This window comes from Stenotrophomonas terrae, assembly GCF_039674165.1.
GTDB lineage: Bacteria > Pseudomonadota > Gammaproteobacteria > Xanthomonadales > Xanthomonadaceae > Stenotrophomonas > Stenotrophomonas terrae_A.
The window spans coordinates 1-23121 of record NZ_JBDJMY010000050.1; the positions used below are offsets into that span (position 1 = coordinate 1).

At 65.4% G+C, this 23121-nt stretch carries 20 protein-coding genes and 1 other RNA gene; 16 read left to right on the plus strand and 5 right to left on the minus strand.

Annotation, left to right across the window (positions count from 1 at the left end; translation table 11 throughout):
• Positions 1 to 447: 447 nt before the first annotated feature.
• The 4 genes from ABE493_RS16670 to ABE493_RS16685 are packed head-to-tail and all read right to left on the minus strand — an operon-like array spanning position 448 to position 4454.
• A complete protein-coding gene (locus ABE493_RS16670; RefSeq protein WP_346500001.1) occupies positions 448 to 1827 on the minus strand; it encodes an FAD-binding oxidoreductase in 1380 nt (459 codons plus the stop codon).
• Entirely contained in the window at positions 1824 to 2366 is a 543-nt protein-coding gene (locus ABE493_RS16675) for a metal-dependent hydrolase (protein WP_346500003.1), read from the minus strand. Before ABE493_RS16675 ends, ABE493_RS16670 begins: the two co-directional genes overlap by 4 nt.
• Positions 2366 to 2740, minus strand: coding sequence for a YraN family protein (locus ABE493_RS16680; RefSeq protein WP_346500046.1), 375 nt, complete (start codon positions 2738 to 2740; stop codon positions 2366 to 2368). The genes ABE493_RS16675 and ABE493_RS16680 overlap by 1 nt, the downstream gene beginning before the upstream one ends.
• The gene (locus tag ABE493_RS16685) at positions 2730 to 4454 is read right to left on the minus strand and encodes a penicillin-binding protein activator (protein ID WP_346500005.1); all 1725 of its coding nucleotides are present in this window, start codon (positions 4452 to 4454) and stop codon (positions 2730 to 2732) included. Before ABE493_RS16685 ends, ABE493_RS16680 begins: the two co-directional genes overlap by 11 nt.
• Before the next feature lie 82 nt (positions 4455 to 4536).
• On the opposite strand from ABE493_RS16685, the gene rsmI reads away from it, so the two are divergent.
• The 3 genes from rsmI to rnpB all read left to right on the plus strand — a co-directional run bounded on the left by rsmI (position 4537) and on the right by rnpB (position 6511).
• On the plus strand, positions 4537 to 5373 hold the full coding sequence (gene rsmI, locus ABE493_RS16690) for a 16S rRNA (cytidine(1402)-2'-O)-methyltransferase (protein WP_346500007.1): 837 nt from the start codon (positions 4537 to 4539) through the stop codon (positions 5371 to 5373).
• Positions 5351 to 6115 (plus strand): hypothetical protein, encoded by a 765-nt coding sequence (locus ABE493_RS16695; protein WP_346500009.1) that lies wholly within the window; start codon positions 5351 to 5353, stop codon positions 6113 to 6115. Before rsmI ends, ABE493_RS16695 begins: the two co-directional genes overlap by 23 nt.
• 45 nt (positions 6116 to 6160) lie before the next feature.
• An RNA gene (gene rnpB / locus ABE493_RS16700) (RNase P RNA component class A) lies at positions 6161 to 6511 on the plus strand.
• A 584-nt stretch (positions 6512 to 7095) separates the two neighbouring features.
• Here the strand turns inward: rnpB and ABE493_RS16705 are convergent.
• Positions 7096 to 7872 (minus strand): NRDE family protein, encoded by a 777-nt coding sequence (locus tag ABE493_RS16705; RefSeq protein WP_346500011.1) that lies wholly within the window; start codon positions 7870 to 7872, stop codon positions 7096 to 7098.
• A gap of 288 nt (positions 7873 to 8160) precedes the next feature.
• On the opposite strand from ABE493_RS16705, the gene mraZ reads away from it, so the two are divergent.
• From mraZ to ftsZ, 13 genes are all read left to right on the plus strand, one after another.
• Positions 8161 to 8646, plus strand: a complete 486-nt coding sequence (mraZ, locus tag ABE493_RS16710; RefSeq protein WP_346500013.1) for a division/cell wall cluster transcriptional repressor MraZ — start codon at positions 8161 to 8163, stop codon at positions 8644 to 8646.
• Positions 8647 to 8660: 14 nt separating this feature from the next.
• Positions 8661 to 9629 carry a 16S rRNA (cytosine(1402)-N(4))-methyltransferase RsmH gene (gene rsmH / locus ABE493_RS16715; RefSeq protein WP_346500048.1) on the plus strand — a complete coding sequence of 323 codons (969 nt, stop codon included), beginning with the start codon at positions 8661 to 8663 and terminating at the stop codon, positions 9627 to 9629.
• Positions 9626 to 9889 carry a cell division protein FtsL gene (gene ftsL / locus ABE493_RS16720; RefSeq protein WP_057627457.1) on the plus strand — a complete coding sequence of 88 codons (264 nt, stop codon included), beginning with the start codon at positions 9626 to 9628 and terminating at the stop codon, positions 9887 to 9889. Before rsmH ends, ftsL begins: the two co-directional genes overlap by 4 nt.
• The gene (locus ABE493_RS16725; RefSeq protein WP_346500016.1) at positions 9886 to 11748 is read left to right on the plus strand and encodes a peptidoglycan D,D-transpeptidase FtsI family protein; all 1863 of its coding nucleotides are present in this window, start codon (positions 9886 to 9888) and stop codon (positions 11746 to 11748) included. Before ftsL ends, ABE493_RS16725 begins: the two co-directional genes overlap by 4 nt.
• 8 nt (positions 11749 to 11756) lie before the next feature.
• On the plus strand, positions 11757 to 13235 hold the full coding sequence (locus tag ABE493_RS16730; protein ID WP_346500018.1) for a UDP-N-acetylmuramoyl-L-alanyl-D-glutamate--2,6-diaminopimelate ligase: 1479 nt from the start codon (positions 11757 to 11759) through the stop codon (positions 13233 to 13235).
• Positions 13232 to 14614 carry a UDP-N-acetylmuramoyl-tripeptide--D-alanyl-D-alanine ligase gene (locus tag ABE493_RS16735; protein ID WP_346500020.1) on the plus strand — a complete coding sequence of 461 codons (1383 nt, stop codon included), beginning with the start codon at positions 13232 to 13234 and terminating at the stop codon, positions 14612 to 14614. The genes ABE493_RS16730 and ABE493_RS16735 overlap by 4 nt, the downstream gene beginning before the upstream one ends.
• On the plus strand, positions 14604 to 15689 hold the full coding sequence (gene mraY / locus ABE493_RS16740) for a phospho-N-acetylmuramoyl-pentapeptide-transferase (RefSeq protein ID WP_057627465.1): 1086 nt from the start codon (positions 14604 to 14606) through the stop codon (positions 15687 to 15689). The genes ABE493_RS16735 and mraY overlap by 11 nt, the downstream gene beginning before the upstream one ends.
• The gene (gene ftsW, locus ABE493_RS16745) at positions 15689 to 17008 is read left to right on the plus strand and encodes a putative lipid II flippase FtsW (RefSeq protein WP_346500023.1); all 1320 of its coding nucleotides are present in this window, start codon (positions 15689 to 15691) and stop codon (positions 17006 to 17008) included. Before mraY ends, ftsW begins: the two co-directional genes overlap by 1 nt.
• Positions 17008 to 18105, plus strand: coding sequence for an undecaprenyldiphospho-muramoylpentapeptide beta-N-acetylglucosaminyltransferase (gene murG / locus ABE493_RS16750; RefSeq protein ID WP_346500025.1), 1098 nt, complete (start codon positions 17008 to 17010; stop codon positions 18103 to 18105). Before ftsW ends, murG begins: the two co-directional genes overlap by 1 nt.
• Positions 18106 to 18148: 43 nt before the next feature.
• Positions 18149 to 19585, plus strand: a complete 1437-nt coding sequence (gene murC, locus ABE493_RS16755; protein ID WP_062169282.1) for a UDP-N-acetylmuramate--L-alanine ligase — start codon at positions 18149 to 18151, stop codon at positions 19583 to 19585.
• 91 nt (positions 19586 to 19676) lie between these two features.
• A complete protein-coding gene (locus ABE493_RS16760; RefSeq protein ID WP_346500028.1) occupies positions 19677 to 20405 on the plus strand; it encodes a cell division protein FtsQ/DivIB in 729 nt (242 codons plus the stop codon).
• Entirely contained in the window at positions 20402 to 21637 is a 1236-nt protein-coding gene (ftsA, locus tag ABE493_RS16765) for a cell division protein FtsA (protein WP_057627474.1), read from the plus strand. The genes ABE493_RS16760 and ftsA overlap by 4 nt, the downstream gene beginning before the upstream one ends.
• Before the next feature lie 217 nt (positions 21638 to 21854).
• Positions 21855 to 23081 carry a cell division protein FtsZ gene (gene ftsZ, locus ABE493_RS16770; RefSeq protein WP_057627546.1) on the plus strand — a complete coding sequence of 409 codons (1227 nt, stop codon included), beginning with the start codon at positions 21855 to 21857 and terminating at the stop codon, positions 23079 to 23081.
• The last annotated feature ends 40 nt before the right edge of the window (positions 23082 to 23121 follow it).

The following is a 23121-nucleotide window of genomic DNA, read 5'->3' on the forward strand; positions in this document are numbered from 1 at the left end:
CTCCTACACACAAATGCACGCCCGGTGTTGTTGCAGGTGAAGCGCTTTGCAGCGATTGTAGGAGCGGCGTAAGCCGCGAAGCCGATAGATCCGCAGATCGCAGTCTTGCACGGCCTCGCACATCGCCAGCTTCGCGGTTTACACCGCTCCCACAAGCAAATGCATTGTCGGCGTTGCCGGAGGTGAACTGCTTTGAAGCGATTGTGGGAGCGGCGTAAGCCGCGAAGCCACTGCAGCATCAGATTGCAGTTCTGTCCGGCACCGACCTGCTGCCAGCCTCGCGGCTTATGCCGCTCCTACACACAAACGCATGCCCGGTGTTGCCGCAGGTGAATCGATTTGCTGCGGTTGTAGGAGCGGCATAAGCCACGAAGCTATTGCGCTGCCCGACGTAACGCTTGCATGGCCTCTGCCGAGCATGGCTCGGCACTACGGCCGACCGTCCTGCTACGCCTCCGGCAACACTTTGCCGGGATTTAGAATGCCGTCCGGGTCCAGTGCCTGCTTGATCGCGCGCATCGTCGCCAAGGTTCCAGTCGAAAACGCCTGCGTCATGAAATCGCGCTTGGCCAGGCCAATGCCGTGTTCGCCGGACAAGGTGCCGCCCAGTTGCAGGGCCAGTGCAAATACCTTCGGCAGCGCTGCATGTGCGCGCGCGTTCTCGTCGGCATCGTCGGGGTGGTACAGAATATTGACGTGCAGGTTGCCGTTGCCGGCATGGCCAAAGGTGACGATCGGCAGCTGTGCCTGCGCCGACAGCTGCTGCACGCCCTCAACCAGTGCTGGAATCTGCGATACCGGTACCACCACGTCTTCGTTGATCTTGCCCGGCGCGATGGTTTTCAACGCCGGCGACAAGGCACGCCGTGCCGCCCACAGCTTGTCGCGCGCGCTGCCATCGGTGGCCACGTCCAGCGCCAACATGCCATCGCCTTCGGCAGCTTCGGCCAGCGCATTGAGCAGATAGGGCAGGGTGTCGTCGTCGCCATCAGCGTCGATCAACAACATCGCGCCGGCCTCGGGCACCTGCGCGCCGTTGTGACGCAGCAGCTGCAGGCTGCGCGCGTCCATGAATTCCAAGGTGGTGGGTGTTACCGGCTGCGCCATCACCCGTGATACCGCTGCCGCTGCCGCTTCGGCATCGCGGTACAGCACGCGCAGGCCGGCCTGGCTGCGCGGGCGCGGCGTCAGTTTGAGCGTGGCTTCGACGATCAGCGCCAGCGTGCCTTCACTGCCGACCAGCAGATGGGTGAGGTCGTAGCCGGTGGAATCCTTGGTGTAGGGGCCGCCGCATTGAATCAGTTCACCAGTGCCGGTGACCGCCACCAGCCCAAGCACGTTGTCGCGGCTGGTGCCGTACTTCACCGCGCGCGGCCCGCCAGCATTGCAGGCCAGATTGCCGCCGATGCTGCAGATGTCCGCGCTGGACGGATCCGGCGGCCAGAACAACCCATGCGGCATCAATGCCTGCTGCAGGTCGCCGTTGAGCACGCCGGGTTCGACCACCGCACAGCGATCCCCGGGCCGGATGGCGACGATGCGGTTCATATGTGCGAACGACAGCACGATGCCGCCAGCGGTGGGCACGGCGGCGCCGGTGGTGCCGGTGCCGGTGCCACGGCCGACCAGCGGCACGCCGTGCTGGCGGCAGGCGCGGACGATGGCCTGCACCTGTTCGCGGGTGCGTGGCATCGCCACCCCCTGCGGCAGCGCATGTCGCCAGGAGTTGTCCTGGGCGTGCGCCTGCAGGCTGTGGGGATCGGTGCGCCAGTCATCGCCCAGCAGCTGTGACAGGGTGTGTGCAAACGCAGCAGGCAGTGAGTTCATGGCGGTGTCGATGATGCGGGGGTGCGGTGCTGGATCAGGCGCCAGCCGGTGACGCCGATCAGCAGCGGGAGCCACACCCAGCGCAGTTCCGAAAGAACGGTCTGCAGGCCGCGTGCGCTGAAGAAACTATTGGCGAACGGTGAGACGCGGATGGGCCGCCACGGCGCGAACAGGCGCTGGTCGCTCCACGGCCACCACAGCGCGACGCCGAGGCCGCCGGAAGTCAGCGCATCCAGCAAGGGATGCGACACGGCGCAGATGAACACGAAGGCCGCTGCCTGGATGCGGCTTGCCTGCAAGGCCCTGGCAAAGGGAAGGGCCAAGGCCGCCAGCAACATGGCGAACAGCAATGAGTGGCTGGCGCCGCGATGGCCAAAGTCATCGGCATAGGGAATATGCAGGGCGAAGGCCAATACATCGGCATCGGGCAGCATCGCCGCGACAACGCCTGCACCAAGCAGGCGCGTGGAAATACGTCCGCGCTCGCTGGCGCACCACAGTGCAAGTGGAATGGCGGCGTGGGTGAATATGCTTGGCATCAGCAGTCGTCGGCGCGGAACGCGTCGCGTATCCAGTTCAGGCGTGGCGGTTCGCCGCTGGCTTCGACCACATCGAAGCGGCAGGGGCTGTTGGCCAGCGCGGGGTGTTGGCTCAAATACAGCTGGGCCGCACGGACCAGCTTGCGGCGCTTGCCCAGATCAACCGACGCCGCGCCGCCGCCAAAAAGTGCCGAGCGGCGATAGCGCACTTCGACAAACACTAGGCTGGCGGCGATGGGGTCGTGCATCACCAGGTCCAGCTCGCCGCCGCGAAAGCGCACATTGCCGGCGCGCCAACGCAGGCCGGCTTGCTCAAGCAGCACGCGGGCAGCGGCTTCCACCGCTGCGCCGCGTTGGTGCTGCTCAGCGACCATCACCAATGGCAACCGGGCGGCCGGCACTGAAGGTGGACCATGCCGGTGTACGCAGCACATTGCCGAAGCCGTCCAGATGCAGCGTGCCGGTAGCGCCGCTGAGGCCGCCACCGGTGCTGGTGGCCAGCTTCTCCATGTAGGCCGTGATCTTCCAGGCGTCGTAGCCGAAGGCGAACAGGCGCCCGGCGCCGCCGCGTGCGGTGGGCAGGGTGGTGGCGACCGCGGCAGCGGCCGGCAAGCCGGCAACACCACGGCTGCTCCAGGCATCGGTCGGGAAGGCGATACCATCGAGCGCGGCATCTTCTTCGGCCTTGCCAGTCCCTGCGGTCAGCTGCGAGGTGCCGACGCGGCTGACTGCGCTCAGGCCAGCGAGAGCGAGCTGCGGCGCCAGAGCACGCGCCTGGTTGCCTTTGACGGCGAGCAGGATGGCATCGACGCTGCCGGCCTGGCGCAGCTGTGCGGTGATGTCGGCAGGGGCTTCGCTGACACTGATGGTGGCCGCGACCTTGCCGCCGCGCTCGCTGAAGCGTTCCTTGAAGGCGTTGCTGGAGCGCCGGCCGGCATCGTCATTGCTGGCGATCACCAGCACATTGCGGCGTTCGCGGCTGAGCAGGTATTCAGCGGCCATCAGGCCATCGTCTTCCGGTGCCAGCGAGAAAGCGGCATTGCCCGGCGGCGGTGCATCCTTGCCGCGGTTCAAGGCCAGCAGGGGCACCGGCAGCTCGCTGCGGTGGAACAGGGCATCCACTTCATCGCGACCCAGCGGGCCGACGATGAAATCCACGCCGCTGGCGACGGCCTTGTCATAGGCCGCACCGGCGCCACTGGCATTGCCCTTGGTATCGATGAAGTCGATAGATGGGCGGCGGCGGCTTTCACCGTAGTAACCGGCCAGCAGGCCGTCACGGACCGAGGCGCCTGCGGCGGCAAGATTGCCGCTGAGCGGCAGCAGTACTGCCATCTTCACGGGCGGGCGGTAGCCATCGGCATCGGCGGCCGGGCGCTTGCTGGTGTCCAGCTGCGCGGCGGTATCGCGGTCGAACGGGCGCGGCAGCGGCAGGCCGCGGCCGATCATGGCGCGCCCGGCATGGTTGTAAAGCGGATCGCCAACCGGCAGGGCGGCGGCGCGGCTGCTGAGGGTGGCATCATTCAAGCCGGCCAGCAGGCGGGTGATGGCGCGCTGGTTGTCATTGCGCTCGCTGCCGCTGAGCAGGGTGCCGGCGCGGGCGCGTTCGGCTGCGGCGCTGAAGGCATCGCCGGTGGTTTCCAGCGCCTGTGCGCGGGCCAGGTACCAGCGCGCCTGCAGCGGCGCCGGCAGCGTGCCCGGGTTTTCGGTCAGCACCTGCAATACGTTGGCCGGCTGCTTGTCGCTGAGTGCCAGCTCTGCCTGCAGCAGGTTGAAGCGCAAGCGGGTGGCGCCGGACAGCTGGCGCGGCTGTACCTGTGCCATCAGCATGCGCGCACGGGCGCTGTCACCGGCTTCGTGCCAGGCAAAGGCGGCATCGGCCAGCAACAGGCTTTTGCCGGCACCGCGGACCAGCGCGGCCTGGGCTTCCAGTTGCTGCGCGGCTTCGCGCGGTTTGCCCTGCTCAAGCAGGGTGATGGCCGCCTGCTGGGCGGGTGAGCTGGTCGGAGCAACGCTGGTGGTGGCGCAGCCGACGAACAGCAGCATCGACAATGACAGGGCGGAAATCCGTGCGACTGGCTTGTTCATTTAAGGTCCGTTCGACAGGGCGCGGCAGTGCCGGGCGGGGGAAACGGTAGGATTCTACCCTTGGCCCACGGAAATACCGATGATGAGTACTGCTGCTGCCACCTTGTATGTCGTTGCCACGCCGATCGGCAACCTTGGCGATCTGAGCCCGCGGGCACAGGAGGTGCTGCGTTCGGTGGCTGCCATCTGCGCCGAGGACACCCGTCATACCGGTCAGTTGCTGTCGCATTTCGGCATCAGTAAACCGCTGGTCGCCCTGCACGACCATAACGAAGAAGCCATGGCTGAGCGGGTGGTGGCGCGCCTGCTGGGCGGTGAGTCGCTGGCGGTGGTCAGCGATGCCGGTACGCCACTTGTCAGTGATCCGGGGTTTCGTCTGGTGCGTGCCGCGCGTGCGGCGGGGGTGAAAGTCAGCCCAATCCCAGGCGCCTGCGCGGCAATTGCCGCCTTGAGCGTGGCCGGTTTGCCCAGTGATCGCTTCGTGTTCGAAGGCTTCCTGCCGGCCAAGGGCGCGGCCCGGCGCGAGCGCCTGAACAAGTTGGCGGCCGAAACCGGCACCCTGGTGTTCTACGAATCCTCGCACCGCATTGCCGAGTCGCTGGCCGACATGGCGGGCGCTTTTGGCGGCGACCGGCCGGCGGTGGTGGCGCGGGAACTGACCAAACTGTTCGAGACCGTGCTTGATGGCAACCTGGACCAGCTGCTGGCCAAGGTGCTGGCCGATGACAACCAGCGCAAGGGCGAGTTCGTGGTGATGGTGCAGGGCGCGGGCGACGACGAAGAAGCGAAGATTGCCGAGGGGCGGCGGTTGTACGCCAAATTGAACGAGCACCTGCCGCCTTCCACCGCTGCCAAACTGGCGGCTGAACTGAGCGGTGCGCCGCGCAAGGCTTTGTATGGACAGGGCAGCAACGACTGAGGCGATGTGGGCGGCGGCCGACGCCGCCAGCCTGCGCGCGCAGCTGGACCTGCGCGAGCAACCGCTGGCCGGTGGCTCCGGTGCCGAGATCAAGACCCAGCGCGAGCGCTGGATGATGGTGCGCTGGTTGACCGTCTGGGCCTCGCAGCTGGATTACCCGGTGCGGGTGAGCAAGCGCGAGAGCCCGGATTTCATGGTCGACACGGGCAGCGGGCGGATCGGACTGGAATGCATGGAAGTGGTGCCGGAGGCCTTCAAGCAGTTGCAGGCCAAGTTGAACGGGATCAATTCCGGCTGGGTGCGGCCGGTGCCGGACCCGCGTGGCGGAGAAACGCGCAATGAGTGGGACAGCCCGTTGCTGCGGCAATTGCTGGCGGACACCTACGAAGGCAGCCCTTGGGCCGGTGACGAGCCGGAACGGCTGTGGGTGGAAGTGATGCGCTGGGCGGTGGAGAAAAAACGCCAGGTGCTGCACAAGCCGGCCTTTGCCCGCCAGCCGCGCAATGTGTTGTTGCTGTACGACAACTGGCCGTTGCCGGCGGTGGCCTTCGTCGAGGACGCGGATCCAGCCGTATTGCGGAGTTGGGCGGTGGCGGCGCTGGAGGAGTTGTCGCGGCAATTGCGCGACAGCGATGCGCATGCGGACTTCCAGCAGATCGACATCCTGCACGACGGCTGGCTGCTCTCGTTCACCACTGCAGGAGTGCAGCCCTTGCGTTACCGGATGCCTGCGGCTGAATGAAATGTTCGGCCAGTGGCGGGCTGGACGTGCGACAATACGCGCGGCGGAGTCGGCCAGACAGTCGCGTCATTCCTTCGGGAATGCCGAGGAAAGTCCGGGCTCCACAGGGCAAGGTGCCAGGTAACGCCTGGGCGGCGCAAGCCGACGGAAAGTGCAACAGGAAGATACCGCCGAACGGCCTTCGGGCGCGTGGTAAGGGTGAAATGGTGCGGTAAGAGCGCACCGCGAGTCTGGCAACAGACCGGCACGGCAAACCCCACCTGGAGCAAGACCAAATAGGGACCTAATGGCGTGGCCCGCGTCGGGTCCGGGTAGGTTGCTTGAGCGTTACGGTGACGTAGCGCCTAGAGGAATGACTGTCCACGACAAAACCCGGCTTATCGGCCGGCTCCGCCGCTTTTTCTGCCCGTCGGGCAGAAAAAGCCCCAAAGTTTTGCGGAGCAAAACTTTGGGCCCCAGGCCTCTGTCCTCCAATTCCCCGCGCCTGTCGGCGCGCCCCCTTTACTAAAGGGGGCTGTTGCTCTTCGGATTTTTTGCTTGGCTCGCTGCGCATCGTGGCTGGGAGAAGTGCGGCTATGGCTTTTGCTGCGCCTGGCCCTGGCTTTGGCTTTGGCTGTGGCTGTGGCTTTGGCTTTGGCTTTGGCTGTGGCTGTGGCTTTGGCTGTGGCTGTGGCTTTGGCTTTGGCTTTGGCTTTGGCTGTGGCTGTGGCTGTGGCTTTGGCTTTGGCTTTGGCTTTGGCTGTGGCTTTGGCTTTGGCTGTGGCTTTGGCTTTGGCTTTGGCTTTGGCTGTGGCTGTGGCTTGGGCTTTGGTTGTGGCTCCAGCCTTGCTGTTCTCTTTCCCTTCTCCCGCTTGCGGGGGAAGGTGCCCGGAGGGCGGATGGGGGGAGCTTTTGATCTTGCTTTGGCTGTGGGCTAAAGCCAAAGCCAAAGCAAGATCAAACTCACCCCTCCCCAACCCTCTTCGGCCAAAGGGAGGGGGTTAGGAGCCCAAGCCTTCTTTTCCAATCTCCACACGCGTCTCCCCCAGGTACACGCCATCCGGCCCGAAACGGCGCTCGTGGATGAATCCCCCTCCATCCGTGCCGATCGCCACGATGGTGCTGGCGCGGGTGCCGTAGTCGGTTCCGCGTATGAACGCGCTCGACAAGCGTCGTTCCAACGCCAGCGGAACACCGGTAGCAGGTAGTTGTGCGTCCGCGGCCTGCTGCTCATCGGCCAGCGCAGCCCAAAGCGGTTCCAGGCCGTCATTCCCTGTGGCCAGCCAATTCTCAAGCACGCCCATCAAGCGGCGGGTCTTGGGCCAGGGTGCGTCCAGGGCGCCGTTGGACATGCCATGCACGCCCGGCGTCAGGTCGCGTCTGGCCTGTGGATGGTTGCTGAGGTAGCTGCAGTTTTCCGCGTCCGCCACCAATAGATTGAACGGTGCAAACGCCGGAGCCTTGCTGACCAAGTGGTCGGCATAGTCCGTGGCGGACTGTCGGCCAGCCAGGTAGCCGGCGATCAGTTCGCCGCGCGAGGGTCCGCCTGCTGCCGCCGTTGGATCGCGCACGTTGGTTACCACGGCGGCCTGTCCGTGCAGGTTCACTCCCATCCAGCTGCCGCCCGAGCGCAGGTCGCGGCCGGCGATCAACTGCTCCTGTGGCGCAGGCCAGTGCCCGAGGGCTGCGGTGGGGCGGGCGTGGAATTCGTCACGGTTGCCCGCCATGAGCAGGCGCCAATGCGGGTGGGCTTTCCAGGCGATGGCGACCAGACACATGCAGCAAGTGTGCCGTTTTGCGCGGCCGCCAGCTATCAGTGCCTGAATGGCGGCTGGGTTGGGGGCCCGTTTTCACGCCGCCTCTACACCACTGAATTTCATACGAATCTCAAAATTTGAGACGAAACAGTAACTTGTGGATAAACCTTGAACAACTCTCTAAACATTGGCGCAAACCATTGATGCGACAGGCGATTTTGTGCGCTGAAAGTTGTTGACAACCCTAAGCTCGCTGCTAAGGTGGGCATCAGAGGGAAAACCGGGTTTTTTGTGGTTTTTCGTGGTTCAATGACTTCCCAAGCAAAACGGACGAAGGGTGCCATAGGCGTGTTCCAGGGTGAGACTGCCATCACGGTTGATGACAAGGGACGCATGGCGGTGCCAACCGCCTACCGCGACCTTGTTGCGCGTGCGAGTGGCAACCGCCTGGTGCTGACCTACAACCCCTTCGAAGCCGGTTGCCTGTGGTTGTATTCAGAGCAGGAGTGGGAGCGGGTGCGGGACGACGTAATGGCAAAGCCCAATACCCAGCGCGTAGTGCGCACCCTGCAGCAGAAGCTTGTCGGCTCGGCCGCCCATCTGGAACTGGATGGCAATGGCCGTATCAGCCTGCCGTCCAGTCACCGCAGTGCGGTGGGCATCGAGAAGAAAGCAGTGCTGATGGGCATGGGTGAAAAGTTTGAATTGTGGAGCGAGCAAGCGCATCGCGCACTGATCCAGCAGACGTTGTCTGACGAGGATCTGGGCGATGGGCTTCTCGATCTGAAGTTGTGAGCCGGGGTGCCCGGGTGCGCGGTGAAGCGCAGGCCGGTCACCCAACGGTGTCGCAGCCGCCGGCGGCTCACCTGCCGGTGCTGTACGCCCAGGTCCTTGACGGCCTGAGGGTGATCGAAAACGGTACTTATCTGGATGGCACGTTCGGTCGTGGCGGTCACGCTGGCGGCGTGCTGCGCCAGCTTGGCCCGGACGGGCGCTTGCTGGTGATGGACAAGGACCCCGAAGCCATTGCCGTGGCCGAGCGCGACTTCGCGCCGGACGGCCGTGTCGCCATCTATCGCGGCAGCTTTGCCGATCTGCTGGATTGGAGCGAAACCGCTGACGGTCTGGACGGTGTTCTGTTCGACCTGGGCGTGTCTTCGCCCCAGCTCGACGTGGCCGAGCGTGGTTTCAGCTTCGGCAAGGACGGCCCGCTGGACATGCGCATGGACCCGGACTCGGGCGAGAGCGCTGCACAGTGGTTGAACCGCGCCGAAGATCGCGAGATCGCCGATGTGCTGTTCACCTATGGCGATGAACGCCAGAGCCGCCGCATTGCCCGTGCCATCGTTGCCCGTCGCGACAAGCAGCCGTTCACGCGTACCGCTGAACTGGCCGAGCTGATTGCTTCGGTGATGCCGCGTGGCAAGGACAAGATCCATCCGGCCACACGCAGCTTCCAGGCCATCCGCATCCACATCAACCGCGAACTGGCCGACCTTGAAGCCGGCCTGGATGCGGCGATGGCGCGGCTCAAGCCCGGTGGCCGGCTGGCGGTGATCAGCTTCCATTCGCTGGAAGACCGCATCGTCAAGCAGTTCATGAACCGCCATGCCAAGGCGCCGCCGACCAATCGTCGGCTGCCGGAACTGCAGGCCTTCGTGCCGACGCTGGATCTGATTGGCGGTGCCATCAAGGCCGATGACGACGAGCTGGCGATGAACCCGCGTTCGCGCAGTGCGGTGCTGCGGGTGGCACAGAAGCGCGAGGTGGCTGGATGAGCCGCCTGCTGTTGATCGTCCTGCTGGCGTGCACGATTGCCTCGGCCATCGGCGTGGTGTTCATGCGCCACCGCCATCGCCAGCTGTTTGTCGAGCTGTCCAAGCTTGAGCATGCACGCGACGAGATCAACATCGAGTTTGGCCGCCTGCAGCTTGAGCAGGCGACCCTGGCCCAGGCCACGCGCGTGGACCAGGAAGCGCGTGGCCGGTTGGGCATGAAGTTCCCCGAAGCCACTGACATCGTGGTGATCCGGCCATGACCAAGCCCGGCCGCAACCGTACCCGTACGCAGTTCAATCTGCGCAACCGCATGCTGATGGTCGGCGTGGGGCTGGGTCTGTGTGCGGTCACGCTGGTCGGCCGTGCGGCCTATGTGCAGTTGATCAACAACGATTTCTACCAGCGCGAAGGCGAGGCCCGCTTCCTGCGCGATGTGCCGATCCCGACCTCGCGCGGCATGATCACCGACCGCAATGGCGAGCCGGTGGCGGTGTCCACGCCGGTGGCTTCGATCTGGGTCAACCCGCAGGAACTGCTGCGTACGCCGGAGCGTATCCCGGAGCTGGCGCGCGCGCTGTCGCTGCCGGTGGATGAGCTGACCACCAAGCTGACCCAGAAGGCCGACAAGGAATTCATGTACCTGCGCCGCCGGATCAATCCGGATGTGGCCGAGCAGGTGGTGGCGATGAAGATCCCCGGCGTGTTCGCGCAGCGCGAGTTCCGTCGCTATTACCCGCAGGGTGAGGCGATGGCGCATGTGCTGGGCTTCACCAATATCGATGATCTCGGCCAGGAAGGGCTGGAGCTGGCCTTCGACGAATGGCTGCGCGGCAAGCCCGGCGCCAAGAAGGTCATCCGCGACCGCAAGGGCGCCATCGTCGAGAGCATCGACCTGGTGCGTCCTGCCGAGCCGGGCAAGGACCTGACCCTGAGCATTGACCGCCGCATCCAGTTCCTGGCGATGCGCGAGCTGCGCAATGCGGTCACCACCAACAAGGCCGCCGGCGGTTCCATCGTGATCATGGATGTGGCCACCGGCGAAGTGATGGCCATGGCCAACCTGCCGACCTACAACCCGAATTCGGTCAGCGGCGCCACCCCGGACACCCGCCGCAACCGTGCGGTCACCGATCTGGTCGAGCCCGGCTCGACGATGAAGCCGCTGACCATTGCCACGGCGCTGCAGAACCATGTGGTCACTCCCGATACGGTCATCGACACCAACCCGGGTTACATGTCGCTGGGCCGCTACACCATCCGCGACGTGCCGCGTAACAACGGCGTGCTCAATGTCACTGGCGTGATCACCCGCAGTTCGAACATCGGCGCGGCCAAGATCGTGGCGCGCATTCCGGACCAGACTTTCTACGACTCGGTGCGTGGCTTTGGCTATGGCGTGGCCCCGCACAGCGGCTTCCCAGGCGAATCCGCCGGCGTGGTCGCGCGGCCGGGCAGCCCGAGCTGGTACGGCACCACCAAGACCACCATGTCCTATGGCTACGGCCTGTCGGTTACGCCGCTGCAGATCGCGCAGGCGTACTCGGCGCTGGGCAATGGCGGCCAGGTCATCCAGCCTACTTTCATCAAGGGCCAGCGCAATGAAGCGCGTCAGGTCGTTGATCCGGAAGTTGCGCGCGAAGTGGTGCGGATGATGGAAACCGTGGTCACCAACGGCGGCGCCAAACAGGCGGCGATCCTGGGTTACCACGTCGCCGGCAAGACCGGCACCGCGCGCAAGAACGGCCCCAACGGCTACGAGCGCGGCCATTACAACTTGCTGTTCGCTGGCCTGGTGCCGGCGACCAATCCGCGCTTTGCCGCGGTGATCGTGGTCAACGATCCGCAGGGTTCGCTGCAGTACGGCGGTCTGGTGTCCGCGCCGGTGTTCCATCACGTGATGGAAGGCACGCTGCGTTTGATGGACGTGCCGCCGGACGACATCCAGTCCTGGCTGGCGGCGCAGGCCGCAGGCAAGGTGGGTGGCAAGCCGGGCAGCAACCTGGCGCCGTTGCCGATTCCGCAGGACCCGGACGAGGCGCCCAATGCCGCGGCCGAATTTGATGCCGCACTGCCGACGGCCGTCGCTCCGACGCCTGCCGCCACGGAGGTGCGCCAGTGAGCCACACAATGAAGTTGTCACAGCTGCTGCCGGATCTGGCCCTGTCACAGGACCCGCAGATCGGTGGCCTGGTATTGGATTCACGGCATGTCCGCGCCGGTGATGCGTTTGTCGCAATCGCCGGTTTTGGTGCGCATGGACTGGGCTTCGTCGAGCAGGCGAAGGCCGCCGGCGCTGCCGCGATCCTGTTTGATCCGCCGGCACCGGCGGAGCTGCCGGCACCGGCTGATGCCATCGCCGTGCCCGGCCTGCGCACGCGCATGGGCGCGATGGCCGACCAGTTCCACGGCCAGCCGTCGCGGGCGATGACCATGGTTGGCGTCACCGGCACCAACGGCAAAACCTCGACCGTGCAGCTGCTCGGCCAGGCCTGGCAGTTGCTGGGGACGGTCAGCGGCTCGATCGGCACGCTGGGCGTTGGCCTGTACGGCGCCGTTGTGCCGACCGGCTTCACCACGCCGCTGGTACTGCAGATGCACGAAGTGCTGGCGCAGCTTCGCGATGCCGGTGCCAAGGCAGTGGCGATGGAAGTGAGTTCGCACGCCTTGGATCAGGGCCGCGTCGATGCCGTGCATTACGACGTGGCGGTGTTCACCAACCTCACCCGTGATCATCTCGACTATCACGGTGACATGGAGGCCTACGGCGCGGCCAAGGCCAAGCTGTTCCATCGTCCGGGCTTGAAGGCGGCGGCGATCAATCTTGACGATGCCTTCGGCCGTGAGCTGATCACCACGCTGGCCGCCGACGTGCAGGCAATCGGCCTGAGCTCGACCGGCCAGGCCGGCGCTGTCATCCGCGCCGAGAAGCTGGTGCTGGACGGGCAGGGCCTGGGCTTCGATCTGGTCATCGGTGATGAGCGCCACGCGCTGCGCTCGCCGCTGCTGGGCCGCTTCAATGTCGACAACCTGCTGGCTGTGGCCGGTGCGCTGCATGGCCTGGGCGAGTCCAGCGCCAACATCGCCAAGGTGCTGGGCCAGCTGCAGCCGATCCGTGGCCGCATGAACCGCCTCGGTGGCCATGGCGAACCCACGGTGGTGATCGACTACGCCCACACCCCCGACGCATTGGAACAGGCGCTGCGCAGCCTGCACGGTCACCTCGATGGCCGCCTGCTGTGCGTGTTCGGTTGCGGTGGCGAGCGTGATACCGGCAAGCGCCCGCAGATGGCGGCCATTGCCGAAGAATTGGCCGACGTGGTGTTCGTTACTGACGACAATCCGCGCGGCGAGAATGGCGACGTGATCGTCGCCGACATCATGGCCGGATTTGCCGATCCGTCGCAGGTCAACGTGCAGCGTGACCGGGCCAGCGCAATCAGCGCGGCCGTCACCCACGCAGGTCCCGGCGACATCGTGTTGATCGCCGGCAAGGGCCATGAGCCCTACCAGGAGATTGCAGGTATCAAACATCCTTTCGATGACACCGATGTGGCATCGCGCGCGCTGCAGGCGCGCCGCTCCACGAACGCGGAGGTGCGCCAGTGAAGCGTGCGCCCCTGTCGCTGATCGCCCATTGGGCCGGTGCCGAGATCCACGGCGACGACGTCAGCATCGATGCGGTAAGCAATGACAGCCGCAGCTTGGCCGCCGGCAGCCTGTACGTCGCCCTGCGCGGTGAGCGCTTCGACGGCCATGAGTTTGCCGCCAGCGCGGTCGAGCAGGGCGCCAGCGCGTTGCTGGTCGAGCGCCTGTTGCCGTTGGAAGTGCCGCAGATCGTGGTTGCCAACACCGAGCTGGCGCTTGCGAAGATTGCCGCCGCGATGCAGCAGCAGCGCGCCACCCGCGTGTTCGCCATCACCGGCAGCAACGGCAAGACCAGCGTGAAAAACCTGCTGTTGGCGATCCTGCAGCATGCTGCTGCGGTTGCCGGCCAGCATGTATATGCCACGCCGGGCAACCGCAACAACGAGATCGGCCTGCCGCTGGCGGTGATCGATGCGCCGGAAGATGCCGATTTCGCCATCTACGAGATGGGCACCGGCAAGCCGGGTGACATCGCCTACCTGACCGCCATCGCCGCACCGGATGTGGCCATCGTCAACAATGTCGCACCAGCACATCTGGAGCGCATGGGCAGCCTGCTGGAGATCGCCAATACCAAGGCAGCCGTCTACGACGACCTGCGCGATGGTGGTGTTGCGGTGATCAACGCCGACGATGCTTTCTCCCCTTACTTTGCTGCGCGCGCAGGTGGCCATCAAGTGGTCCGCTTCGGCCTGGAAGTCAGCGCCGATGTGACTGCTACCGGCATCGTGCTGGACGAGGCCGGTTCACGCTTCCAGTTGCATGCGCCGCAAGGCCAGACCGAGGTGACGCTGCAGTTGCCGGGTCGGCACAACGTGCTCAACGCATTGGCTGCTGCAGCGATGGCGCTGGCGGCTGGCATTGCGCTGCCGTTGGTGGTCGAAGGCCTGGCGCAGGCGCGCCCGGTTGCAGGCCGCCAGGTAGCCCACGCGCTGGACAACGGCGCGGTGTTGATCGACGACAGCTACAACGCCAACCCGGGTTCACTGGCTGCGGCGATCACCGCGCTGGCAGCGGGCAAGGGCGAAGGTTGGCTGGTGCTGGGTGACATGCGCGAGCTGGGCCCGGACGCGCAGGCGCTGCATGCGCAGGCCGGCCTGCGTGCGCGCGAAGCCGGCCTCAAGCGGCTGTACGCGCTGGGCCCGCTGAGCGCAGCGGCAGCGGCGGCCTTCGGCGAAGGCGGGCGTCACTTCGACTCGCACGCCGCGCTGGCTGCCGCACTGGAAACCGAACTTCATGCTGGCGTGCGTTGCCTGGTCAAAGGCTCGCGCGGCAGCGCCATGGACAAGATCGTGACTGCGCTGTTGAAGCGCGGCGAGGACACTACACATGTTGCTTGAATTGGCCCGTTGGCTACAGCAGTTGGACGGCCTGTTCCGGTTGTTCAACTACATCACTTTCCGCGGCATCCTCGCTGCGCTGACCGCGTTGTCGCTGTCGCTGTGGTTGGGGCCGATGGCGATCCGTCGCCTGGCCCAGCTCAAGGGCGGTCAGCCGATCCGCAAGGACGGCCCGCAGTCGCATTTCTCCAAGGCCGGTACGCCGACCATGGGTGGCGGCTTGATCCTGACCACCGTGCTGGTGTCGGTGCTGCTGTGGGGTGACCTGCGCAACCGCTATGTGTGGCTGGTGCTGGTGGTGATGCTGTGCTTCGGCGCCATCGGCTGGTACGACGACTGGTTGAAGATTGCCAAGCGCGACCCGAACGGCCTGAAGTCGCGTTGGAAGTACGCGCTGCAGTCGATCTTCGGCCTGGCCGCAGGCATCTTCCTGTACAAGACTGCGGTGGTGCCGGCCGAGCTCACCTTCTACATCCCGATGTTCAAGTCGATCGCGCTGCCGCTGGCAGGCATCAGCTTCGTCGCCATTGCCTACTTCTGGATTGTCGGCTTCTCCAACGCGGTCAACCTGACCGACGGTCTGGATGGTCTGGCAATCATGCCGACGGTGCTGGTGGCCTGTGCGCTGGGTGTGTTCGCCTATGCCTCGGGCAATGCGGTGTTCTCCAGCTACCTGCAGATCCCGCAGATTCCCGGTGCCGGTGAACTGGTCATCATCTGTGCGGCGATTGCCGGCGCGGGCCTGGGCTTCCTCTGGTTCAACACCTATCCGGCCATGGTCTTCATGGGCGACGTCGGCGCGCTGGCGCTGGGTGCGGTGCTGGGCACCATCGCGGTGATCGTGCGCCAGGAACTGGTGCTGGTGATCATGGGCGGCGTGTTCGTGATCGAAACCCTGTCGGTGATGATCCAGGTGGCCTCGTTCAAGCTCACCGGCAAGCGCGTGTTCCGCATGGCGCCGATCCATCACCACTTTGAACTGAAGGGCTGGCCGGAGCCGCGCGTGATCGTGCGCTTCTGGATCATCTCGGTGGTGCTGGTGCTGATCGGCCTGGCAACCCTGAAGGTACGGTGATGGACGACTACTCGCGTCAGGCAACCCGACTTGAAGCCATTGGTGGCAGCTACGACAAGTGGCTGCTCGGCGCCGCCGTGGCGCTGGCTTCGATCGGGATCGTGATGGTGGCTTCCAGCTCCATCGCGCTGACGCAGAGTCCGTTCTATTACCTCACCCGCCATCTGATCTTCATCGCCATCGGCGTGGTCCTGGCCGCGGTGACGATGCGGGTGGAGCTGAAGGAAATCGAGAAGTACAACCAGCTGCTGTTGCTGGGCTGCTTCGCGCTGCTGATCGTGGTGTTCATCCCGGGCCTGGGCAGCAGCGTCAACGGCGCGCAGCGCTGGATCAACCTGGGCTTCTCCAAGTTCCAGACCGTGGAAGCGGTCAAGGTGCTGTACATCGTCTGGTTGTCCAGCTATCTGGTGCGCTTCCGCGACGAGGTCAATGCCACCTGGCAGGCCATGCTCAAGCCGGTCGGCGTGGTCGGCGTGCTGGTTGTGCTGCTGCTGCTGCAGCCTGACTTTGGTTCCTCGATGCTGCTGCTGGGCATCACCACCTGCATGCTGGTGCTGGGCGGCGCGCAGATCACCCGCATCATCCTGCCGGTGCTGCTGCTGTTGCCGGGCCTGATCGCGCTGGTGATCTTCGAGCCCTACCGCATGCGCCGCGTGACCTCGTTCATGGATCCGTGGCAGGACCAGCTGGGCTCGGGTTACCAGCTGTCCAACGCGTTGATGGCCATCGGCCGTGGCGAGTGGACCGGCGTTGGTCTGGGGGCCTCGATCCAGAAGCTCAACTATCTGCCTGAGTCGCATACCGACTTCATCTTCTCGGTGATTGCCGAGGAGCTGGGTTTCCTGGGTGTGTGCGGCATCATCAGCCTGTACGTGTTGCTGGTCGGCCGTGCGTTCTGGCTGGGCATGCGCTGCATTGAAATGCGCCGCCACTTTGCCGGGTATATCGCCTTCGGCATTGCGCTGTGGATCAGCCTGCAGACCTTCGTCTCGATCGGCGTCAACCTGGGCATGCTGCCGACCAAGGGCCTGACCTTGCCGCTGATTTCTTCCGGCGGCTCCAGCGTGATGATGACCTGCGTGGCGATGGGCCTGCTGCTGCGCGTGTCCTATGAATACAACCGTGCGGTGCGCCGCCAGGAAGTACGCGAGGACCTCGACGGCGCCGAGCTGGATGTGGCCGAAGCGCACGAGAGCGAACCGGCCGAGCCGCGCAGCGAAACCGCTACCGCAGTTGCCGCTGCCATGCAGAGCAGTGCCGCGCGCGGCACCAGCCGCATGCAACAGCGGGTCGAGCCGACCTTCGGGAGGATCGCCTGATGGCCGGCCCGAACACCAAGCAGGACCTGCGTCCGGTGATGATCATGGCCGGCGGAACCGGCGGTCATATTTTCCCGGGTCTGGCCGTGGCCAAGGTGTTGCGCGAGCGTGGCATCCCGGTCACCTGGCTGGGCGCCGACGGTGCGATGGAAACCCGATTGGTGCCGCAGCACGATATCCATGTCGATACGCTGGCCATCTCCGGCCTGCGCGGCAAGGGCAAGCTGGCCTTGCTGGGTGCACCGATGCGTGTGCTGCGTGCGATCCGTGGCGCTGGCTACGTGCTGCGTGATCGCCAGCCGCGTGCCGTCGTCGCGTTTGGCGGTTTTGCATCCGGTCCAGGCGGCATCGCCGCACGCCTGCACGGCTTGCCGCTGCTGGTGCACGAACAGAACCGCGCGCCGGGCATGACCAACCGCATTCTGTCGCGCTTTGCGCGGCGCGTGCTGAGCGGCTTCCCGGGCAGCTTCGCCGGCGGCAAGGAAGAAGTGGTCGGCAATCCAGTGCGCGCTGAAATCGCCGCATTGGCAGCGCCGGAACAGCGTCTGGCCGGTCGTAGCGGCCCGATGCGGGTGCTGGTGCTGGGCGGCAGCCAGGGCGCACGTGCACTGAACAACGCCATGCCCAAGGCTTTGGCCGCGCTGGGTGACAGCGTCGCCATCGAAGTCTGGCACCAGTGCGGCGAGAAGCTGCACGAAGAAGCACTGCAGGCCTATCGCGGCGCAGGTGTGGAAGGCCGCGTCGACATGTTCATCAAGGACATGGCCGCCGCCTACAGTTGGGCTGATCTGGTGGTGTGCCGTTCCGGCGCGTCGACCCTGGCCGAGTTGTGCGCGGTGGGTATCGGCAGCGTGCTGGTGCCGTTCGCCGCCGCAGTCGATGACCACCAGACCCGCAATGCCGAATATCTGGTTGAACGCGGCGCTGCCGAACTGCTCAAGCAGGACGATGCACTGGCGATCAACCTGGAAGGCGTGCTGCGCACGCTGGCAAACAATCCCGGCCACCGCATGCAGATGGCGCAAGCCGCGCGTGGGTTGGCCAAGGTCGATGCGGCCGAACGCATCGCAGACATCATTCTTGAGGAAGCAGCATGAACACGGCATCGCGCACCCGCGCCAGCCACACCGGAGGCCAGGCATGATCCGCCGCCTCAACGACACCACCGACCTGGTCCGCGCGTTCCCGCGCGTGCATTTCGTCGGTATCGGCGGCACCGGCATGAGCGGCATCGCCGAAGTGATGCTGACCCTGGGCTATGAAGTCTCCGGTTCTGACAACGCTGACAACGCTGCAACGCGCCGTCTGGCACGGCTGGGTGCGCGCGTCATGCGCGGTCATTCCGCCGCCAACGTGCTGGGCACCGATTGCATCGTGGTTTCCAGCGCCATCCGCGAAGACAACCCCGAGCTGATGGAAGCGCGCAGCCAGCGCATTCCGATCATGCCGCGCGCGGCGATGCTGGCCGAGCTGATGCGTTTCCGTCGCGGCATCGCCGTCGCCGGTACCCACGGCAAGACCACCACCACCTCGCTGACCGCTGCGATCCTGAGCGAAGGCAAGTTGGACCCGACCTTCGTGATCGGTGGCCAGTTGCTGGCGGCCGGTGCCAACGCCAAGCTTGGCGGTGGCGAGTGGTTGGTAGCCGAGGCCGACGAAAGCGATGGCAGCTTCCTGCGCCTGAATCCGTTGGTGGCGGTGATCACCAATATCGATGCCGACCATCTGGAAAACTACGGCAACGATTTTGCCCGCGTGCAGGCAGCGTTCGCCGAGTTCCTGCAGCGCCTGCCGTTCTACGGCTTGGCCGTGCTGTGCATCGATGATCCGGAAGTGGCTGCGCTGGCTGCCAAGACCCCGCGGCACGTGATGAGCTACGGCCTGAGCAGCAATGCCGACGTGCGCGCTGAAGACGTGGTGCAGGATGGCCCGCGCATGCGCTTCACCCTGCGTTTGCCGGAAGGCAGCAGCGTGCCGGTGACGCTGGCGCTGCCGGGCAAGCACAATGTGCTCAATGCGCTGGCCGCCGCTGCGGTTGCCTGGCAGCTGGGCGTGGCACCGCAAGACATTGCCGCTGCGCTGGAGAAGTTCGAAGGCGTTGGCCGTCGCTTCAACGACCTGGGCGAAGTCACCACCCACAAGGGCGCCAAGGTGCGCGTGATCGACGACTACGGCCACCACCCGCGCGAGCTGGAGGCGGTGTTCGCCGCTGCCCGTGGCGGCTGGCCGGACAAGCGCCTGGTAGTGGCCTTCCAGCCGCACCGTTACAGCCGTACCCGCGATCAGTTCGATGCCTTCGCCGCCGTGTTGTCGGAAGTGGACGCGCTGGTGTTGAGCGAGGTCTACCCGGCCGGCGAAGCGCCGATTCCCGGTGCCGATTCCAAGTCGCTGGCACGTGCCATCCGCGCGCGCGGCCGCAGCGAGCCGGTGGTGGTGAGCCATTCGGCCGATCTGGCCTCGGTGCTGCCGGACGTACTGCAGGACGGCGATCTGCTGTTGATGATGGGTGCCGGCGACATCGGCGCCGTTGTCCAGCAGGTGGTCACCGACGGCTTCCAGGAGTCCAAGGGCGAATGATGCTTGCCGCGCTGCCGCTACGCCGTACCCACGCAACCGCACTGCGGGCTGCGGCGGTCGCGTGCGGCCGCGCTGCCGGGGAGGGCGCACGATGAATGCCATCCTGCGCATGCTCGCCTGGCTGCTGGCCATCGCCCTGGTGGTGCTGCCGGTGGTTGCGGTGGTCAATGGCTGGGTTGGTGCCGAGCGCTGGCCGCTGGCCAAGCTGCGTGTGCACGGCGAGTTCAAGCGCGTGCCGGCCGAAGAGTTGCAGAAAGCCTTGCTGCCATATGCACGCTCGGGCTTCTTCGCGGTGAAGTTGCAGGACGCGCAGGCGGCAGTGGAAAAACTGCCATGGGTGGAGAGCGCCCAGGTCCGCAAGCAATGGCCGGATGTGCTGGAAGTGACCATCGTCGAGCACCGCCCGTTCGCACGTTGGGGCAAGGACCGCTTGCTGTCCGAGCAGGGCCGCTTGTTCGCGGTGCCGCACGGGCTGGAGAACGCGCCGCTGCCCGAACTTGATGGCCCCGATGGCATGACCACTGAAGTGGTCGAGCTGTACAACGATTCACGCGCACTGTTCGCACCGGCCGGTGTGGACGTGCAGAAAGTGGCGATGGACGCGCGCGGCAGCTGGTCGCTGGCGTTGGACAACGGCACCGAAGTAGTCATTGGTCGCAACGATGCACGCTCACGCCTGGGCCGCTTCGTGCGCGTATTGCCACAGCTGACCCGTACCCAGGTGCCAATCGTGCGCGCCGACCTCCGCTATACCAATGGTTTCACGCTGAGCTGGGGAACCCCGCCGCCGGCAACAAAGCAGACGCAGGACAGGACATGAATCGCAAGGGAGACAAATCACTGATCGTTGGCCTGGACATCGGCACCTCCAAGGTGGTGGCGCTGGTTGGCGAGTATTCGCCGGGCAGTCCGATCGAGGTCATCGGCATCGGCTCGCACGAGTCGCGCGGTCTCAAGCGCGGCGTGGTGGTGGATATCGAATCCACCGTGCAGTCGATCCAGCGCGCCATCGAAGAAGCCGAGCTGATGGCCGGCTGCGAGATCCGCTCGGTGTACGCCTCGATTTCCGGCAACCACGTGCAGTGCCGCAACTCGCAGGGCATCACCCCGATCCGCGAAGGCGAAGTGAGCTGGGGCGATCTGGATCGCGTGCTGGAAGCGGCCAAGGCCGTTGCCATCCCCGCCGACCAGAAGATCCTGCATGCGATCCCGCGCGAATACGTGCTGGACGATTCGCAGGAAGGCATCCGCAACCCGGTCGGCATGACCGGCGTGCGCCTGGAAGTGCATGCCCACCTGGTGGTGTGTGCACAGTCGGCCGCCGCCAACGTCAGCAAGTGCGTCCAGCGCTGCGGCCTGCAGGTGGATGATCTGGTGCTGTCCTCGCTGGCCTCAAGCGTAGCGGTGCTGACCGCCGATGAGCGCGAGCTGGGCGTGGTGATGGTCGACATCGGCGCCGGTACCACCGACATCGCGGTGTTCATCCAGGGCGCGATCTGCCACACCGCATCGCTGCCGATTGCCGGTGACCACGTTACCAACGACATCGCCCACATGCTGCGCACGCCGACCCCGGAAGCGGAGCAGATCAAGGTGCGTTACGCCTGTGCGCTGGCACAGCTGGCAACGGCCGAAGAAAGCATCCAGGTGCCGTCGGTTGGCGACCGCCCGCCGCGTCGCATGCCGCGTCATTCGCTGGCGCAGGCAGTGCAGGGCCGCTACGAGGAAATTTTCGAGATGGTGCAGGCCGAACTGCGCCGCTCGGGCTTCGAGGAAATGGTCCGCGCCGGGCTGGTGCTCAGCGGCGGTGCTTCGAAGATGGAAGGTGTGGTCGAGCTGGCCGAGGAAATGCTGCAGATGCCGGTACGCGTGGGCATTCCGCAGCACGTCACCGGCCTGGGCGAAGTGGTCGGCAATCCCGTGCATGCCACCGGCGTCGGCCTGCTGCTGATGGGCAGCCAGATCGAACACCCACGGCGTCCGTCGCTGCCCACCGGGCGCGCCGGCAGCATGTTCAACAAGTTGAAGAACTGGTTCCGCGGCGAGTTCTGAGCGCGGTGCCGGTGGTAGAGCAGTGAGGCAGTCAGAACAGCAAGCAGTAAGGCAAGACGAAGTGCAGTAACGCAGTCATTGAAGCAGGCAACAACCACCGTGCAGGGGCAACCCGAAGCGGTATACCTAAAACAACTCGCCGGTGCGGGCGGGCGCAGAAGGAGAAGGATTCTTCCCGGATGCTCGACCCAATCACGGCAATAGAGAGGACATGGACATGGCGCATTTCGAACTGATTGAAAAGATGGCACCGAACGCGGTGATCAAGGTCGTTGGCGTGGGCGGCGGCGGCGGCAACGCCGTGGCGCACATGGTCAACAGCAGCGTGGATGGCGTGGAATTCATCACCGCCAACACCGACTCGCAGGCCATCAAAAATTGTGGCGCCAAGCTGCAGCTGCAGTTGGGCACCAACGTAACCAAGGGTCTGGGCGCAGGCGCAAACCCGGAAGTCGGCCGCCAGGCCGCATTGGAAGACCGTGAGCGCATCATGGACGCCCTGCAGGGTGCGGACATGGTGTTCATCACCGCCGGCATGGGCGGTGGCACCGGTACCGGCGCTGCGCCGGTGGTGGCACAGCTGGCCAAGGAAATGGGCATCCTGACCGTGGCCGTGGTCACCAAGCCGTTCCCGTTCGAAGGCCGTCGCCGCATGCAGGTGGCACTGAAGGGCATCGAAGAGCTGAGCCAGCACGTCGATTCGCTGATCACCATCCCGAACGAAAAGCTGATCACCGTACTCGGCCGCAACGCCACCATGGTGCAGGCCTTCCGTGCTGCCAATGACGTGCTGCAGGGCGCCGTGCAGGGCATCGCCGATCTGATCGTGCGTCCGGGCCTGATCAACGTCGACTTTGCCGACGTGCGCACCGTGATGTCGGAAATGGGCCTGGCAATGATGGGCACCGGTACCGCACGCGGTGATGACCGCGCCCAGGCTGCTGCCGAAGCCGCGATCCAGAACCCGCTGCTGGACGATGTGAACCTGGCCGGCGCCAATGGCGTGCTGGTCAACATCAGCGCCGGCACCGACATCACCATGAGCGAGTTCGACGAAATCGGCCGCACCGTGCACGCCTTCGCTTCGGAAGACGCCACCGTGGTGATCGGTACCGTGATCGATCCGGACCTGGGTGACGAGATCAAGGTGACCGTGGTCGCCACCGGCCTGAACCGTGCCGTTGCCAAGAACGCGCAGCGTCCTGGCGAACGCGGCCCGATCAAGCTGGTACGCAACGCCACCACCGGCCAGGCCGAGTTTGAAGAGTACGAAAGCCCGGCCGACGCCGTGGCCAAGGCCGTGGGCAACACCATGGGCATGGGCCTGCGTCGTCCGAGTTCGGACACCGTGTCTGCTTCCACCTCGTCGGCGTCGCCGGCCGCTGCAGAGCTGCCGAACGACTACCTGGACATCCCGGCGTTCCTGCGCCGCCAGGCTGACTGATGCGCTAGCAGGGGCCGCTTGAGGCCCGGTCATCGCGTGC

Excerpts from the sequence above, each read along its gene's own strand:
- ABE493_RS16670 (WP_346500001.1), bottom strand. The coding sequence starts at position 1,827 with ATGAACTCACTGCCTGCTGCGTTTGCACACACCCTGTCACAGCTGCTG.
- ABE493_RS16675 (WP_346500003.1), bottom strand. The coding sequence starts at position 2,366 with ATGCCAAGCATATTCACCCACGCCGCCATTCCACTTGCACTGTGGTGC.
- ABE493_RS16680 (WP_346500046.1), bottom strand. The coding sequence starts at position 2,740 with ATGGTCGCTGAGCAGCACCAACGCGGCGCAGCGGTGGAAGCCGCTGCC.
- ABE493_RS16685 (WP_346500005.1), bottom strand. The coding sequence starts at position 4,454 with ATGAACAAGCCAGTCGCACGGATTTCCGCCCTGTCATTGTCGATGCTG.
- rsmI (WP_346500007.1), top strand. The coding sequence starts at position 4,537 with ATGAGTACTGCTGCTGCCACCTTGTATGTCGTTGCCACGCCGATCGGC.
- ABE493_RS16695 (WP_346500009.1), top strand. The coding sequence starts at position 5,351 with ATGGACAGGGCAGCAACGACTGAGGCGATGTGGGCGGCGGCCGACGCC.
- ABE493_RS16705 (WP_346500011.1), bottom strand. The coding sequence starts at position 7,872 with ATGTGTCTGGTCGCCATCGCCTGGAAAGCCCACCCGCATTGGCGCCTG.
- mraZ (WP_346500013.1), top strand. The coding sequence starts at position 8,161 with ATGACTTCCCAAGCAAAACGGACGAAGGGTGCCATAGGCGTGTTCCAG.
- ftsL (WP_057627457.1), top strand. The coding sequence starts at position 9,626 with ATGAGCCGCCTGCTGTTGATCGTCCTGCTGGCGTGCACGATTGCCTCG.
- ABE493_RS16725 (WP_346500016.1), top strand. The coding sequence starts at position 9,886 with ATGACCAAGCCCGGCCGCAACCGTACCCGTACGCAGTTCAATCTGCGC.
- ABE493_RS16730 (WP_346500018.1), top strand. The coding sequence starts at position 11,757 with ATGAAGTTGTCACAGCTGCTGCCGGATCTGGCCCTGTCACAGGACCCG.
- mraY (WP_057627465.1), top strand. The coding sequence starts at position 14,604 with ATGTTGCTTGAATTGGCCCGTTGGCTACAGCAGTTGGACGGCCTGTTC.
- ftsW (WP_346500023.1), top strand. The coding sequence starts at position 15,689 with ATGGACGACTACTCGCGTCAGGCAACCCGACTTGAAGCCATTGGTGGC.
- murG (WP_346500025.1), top strand. The coding sequence starts at position 17,008 with ATGGCCGGCCCGAACACCAAGCAGGACCTGCGTCCGGTGATGATCATG.
- murC (WP_062169282.1), top strand. The coding sequence starts at position 18,149 with ATGATCCGCCGCCTCAACGACACCACCGACCTGGTCCGCGCGTTCCCG.
- ABE493_RS16760 (WP_346500028.1), top strand. The coding sequence starts at position 19,677 with ATGAATGCCATCCTGCGCATGCTCGCCTGGCTGCTGGCCATCGCCCTG.
- ftsA (WP_057627474.1), top strand. The coding sequence starts at position 20,402 with ATGAATCGCAAGGGAGACAAATCACTGATCGTTGGCCTGGACATCGGC.
- ftsZ (WP_057627546.1), top strand. The coding sequence starts at position 21,855 with ATGGCGCATTTCGAACTGATTGAAAAGATGGCACCGAACGCGGTGATC.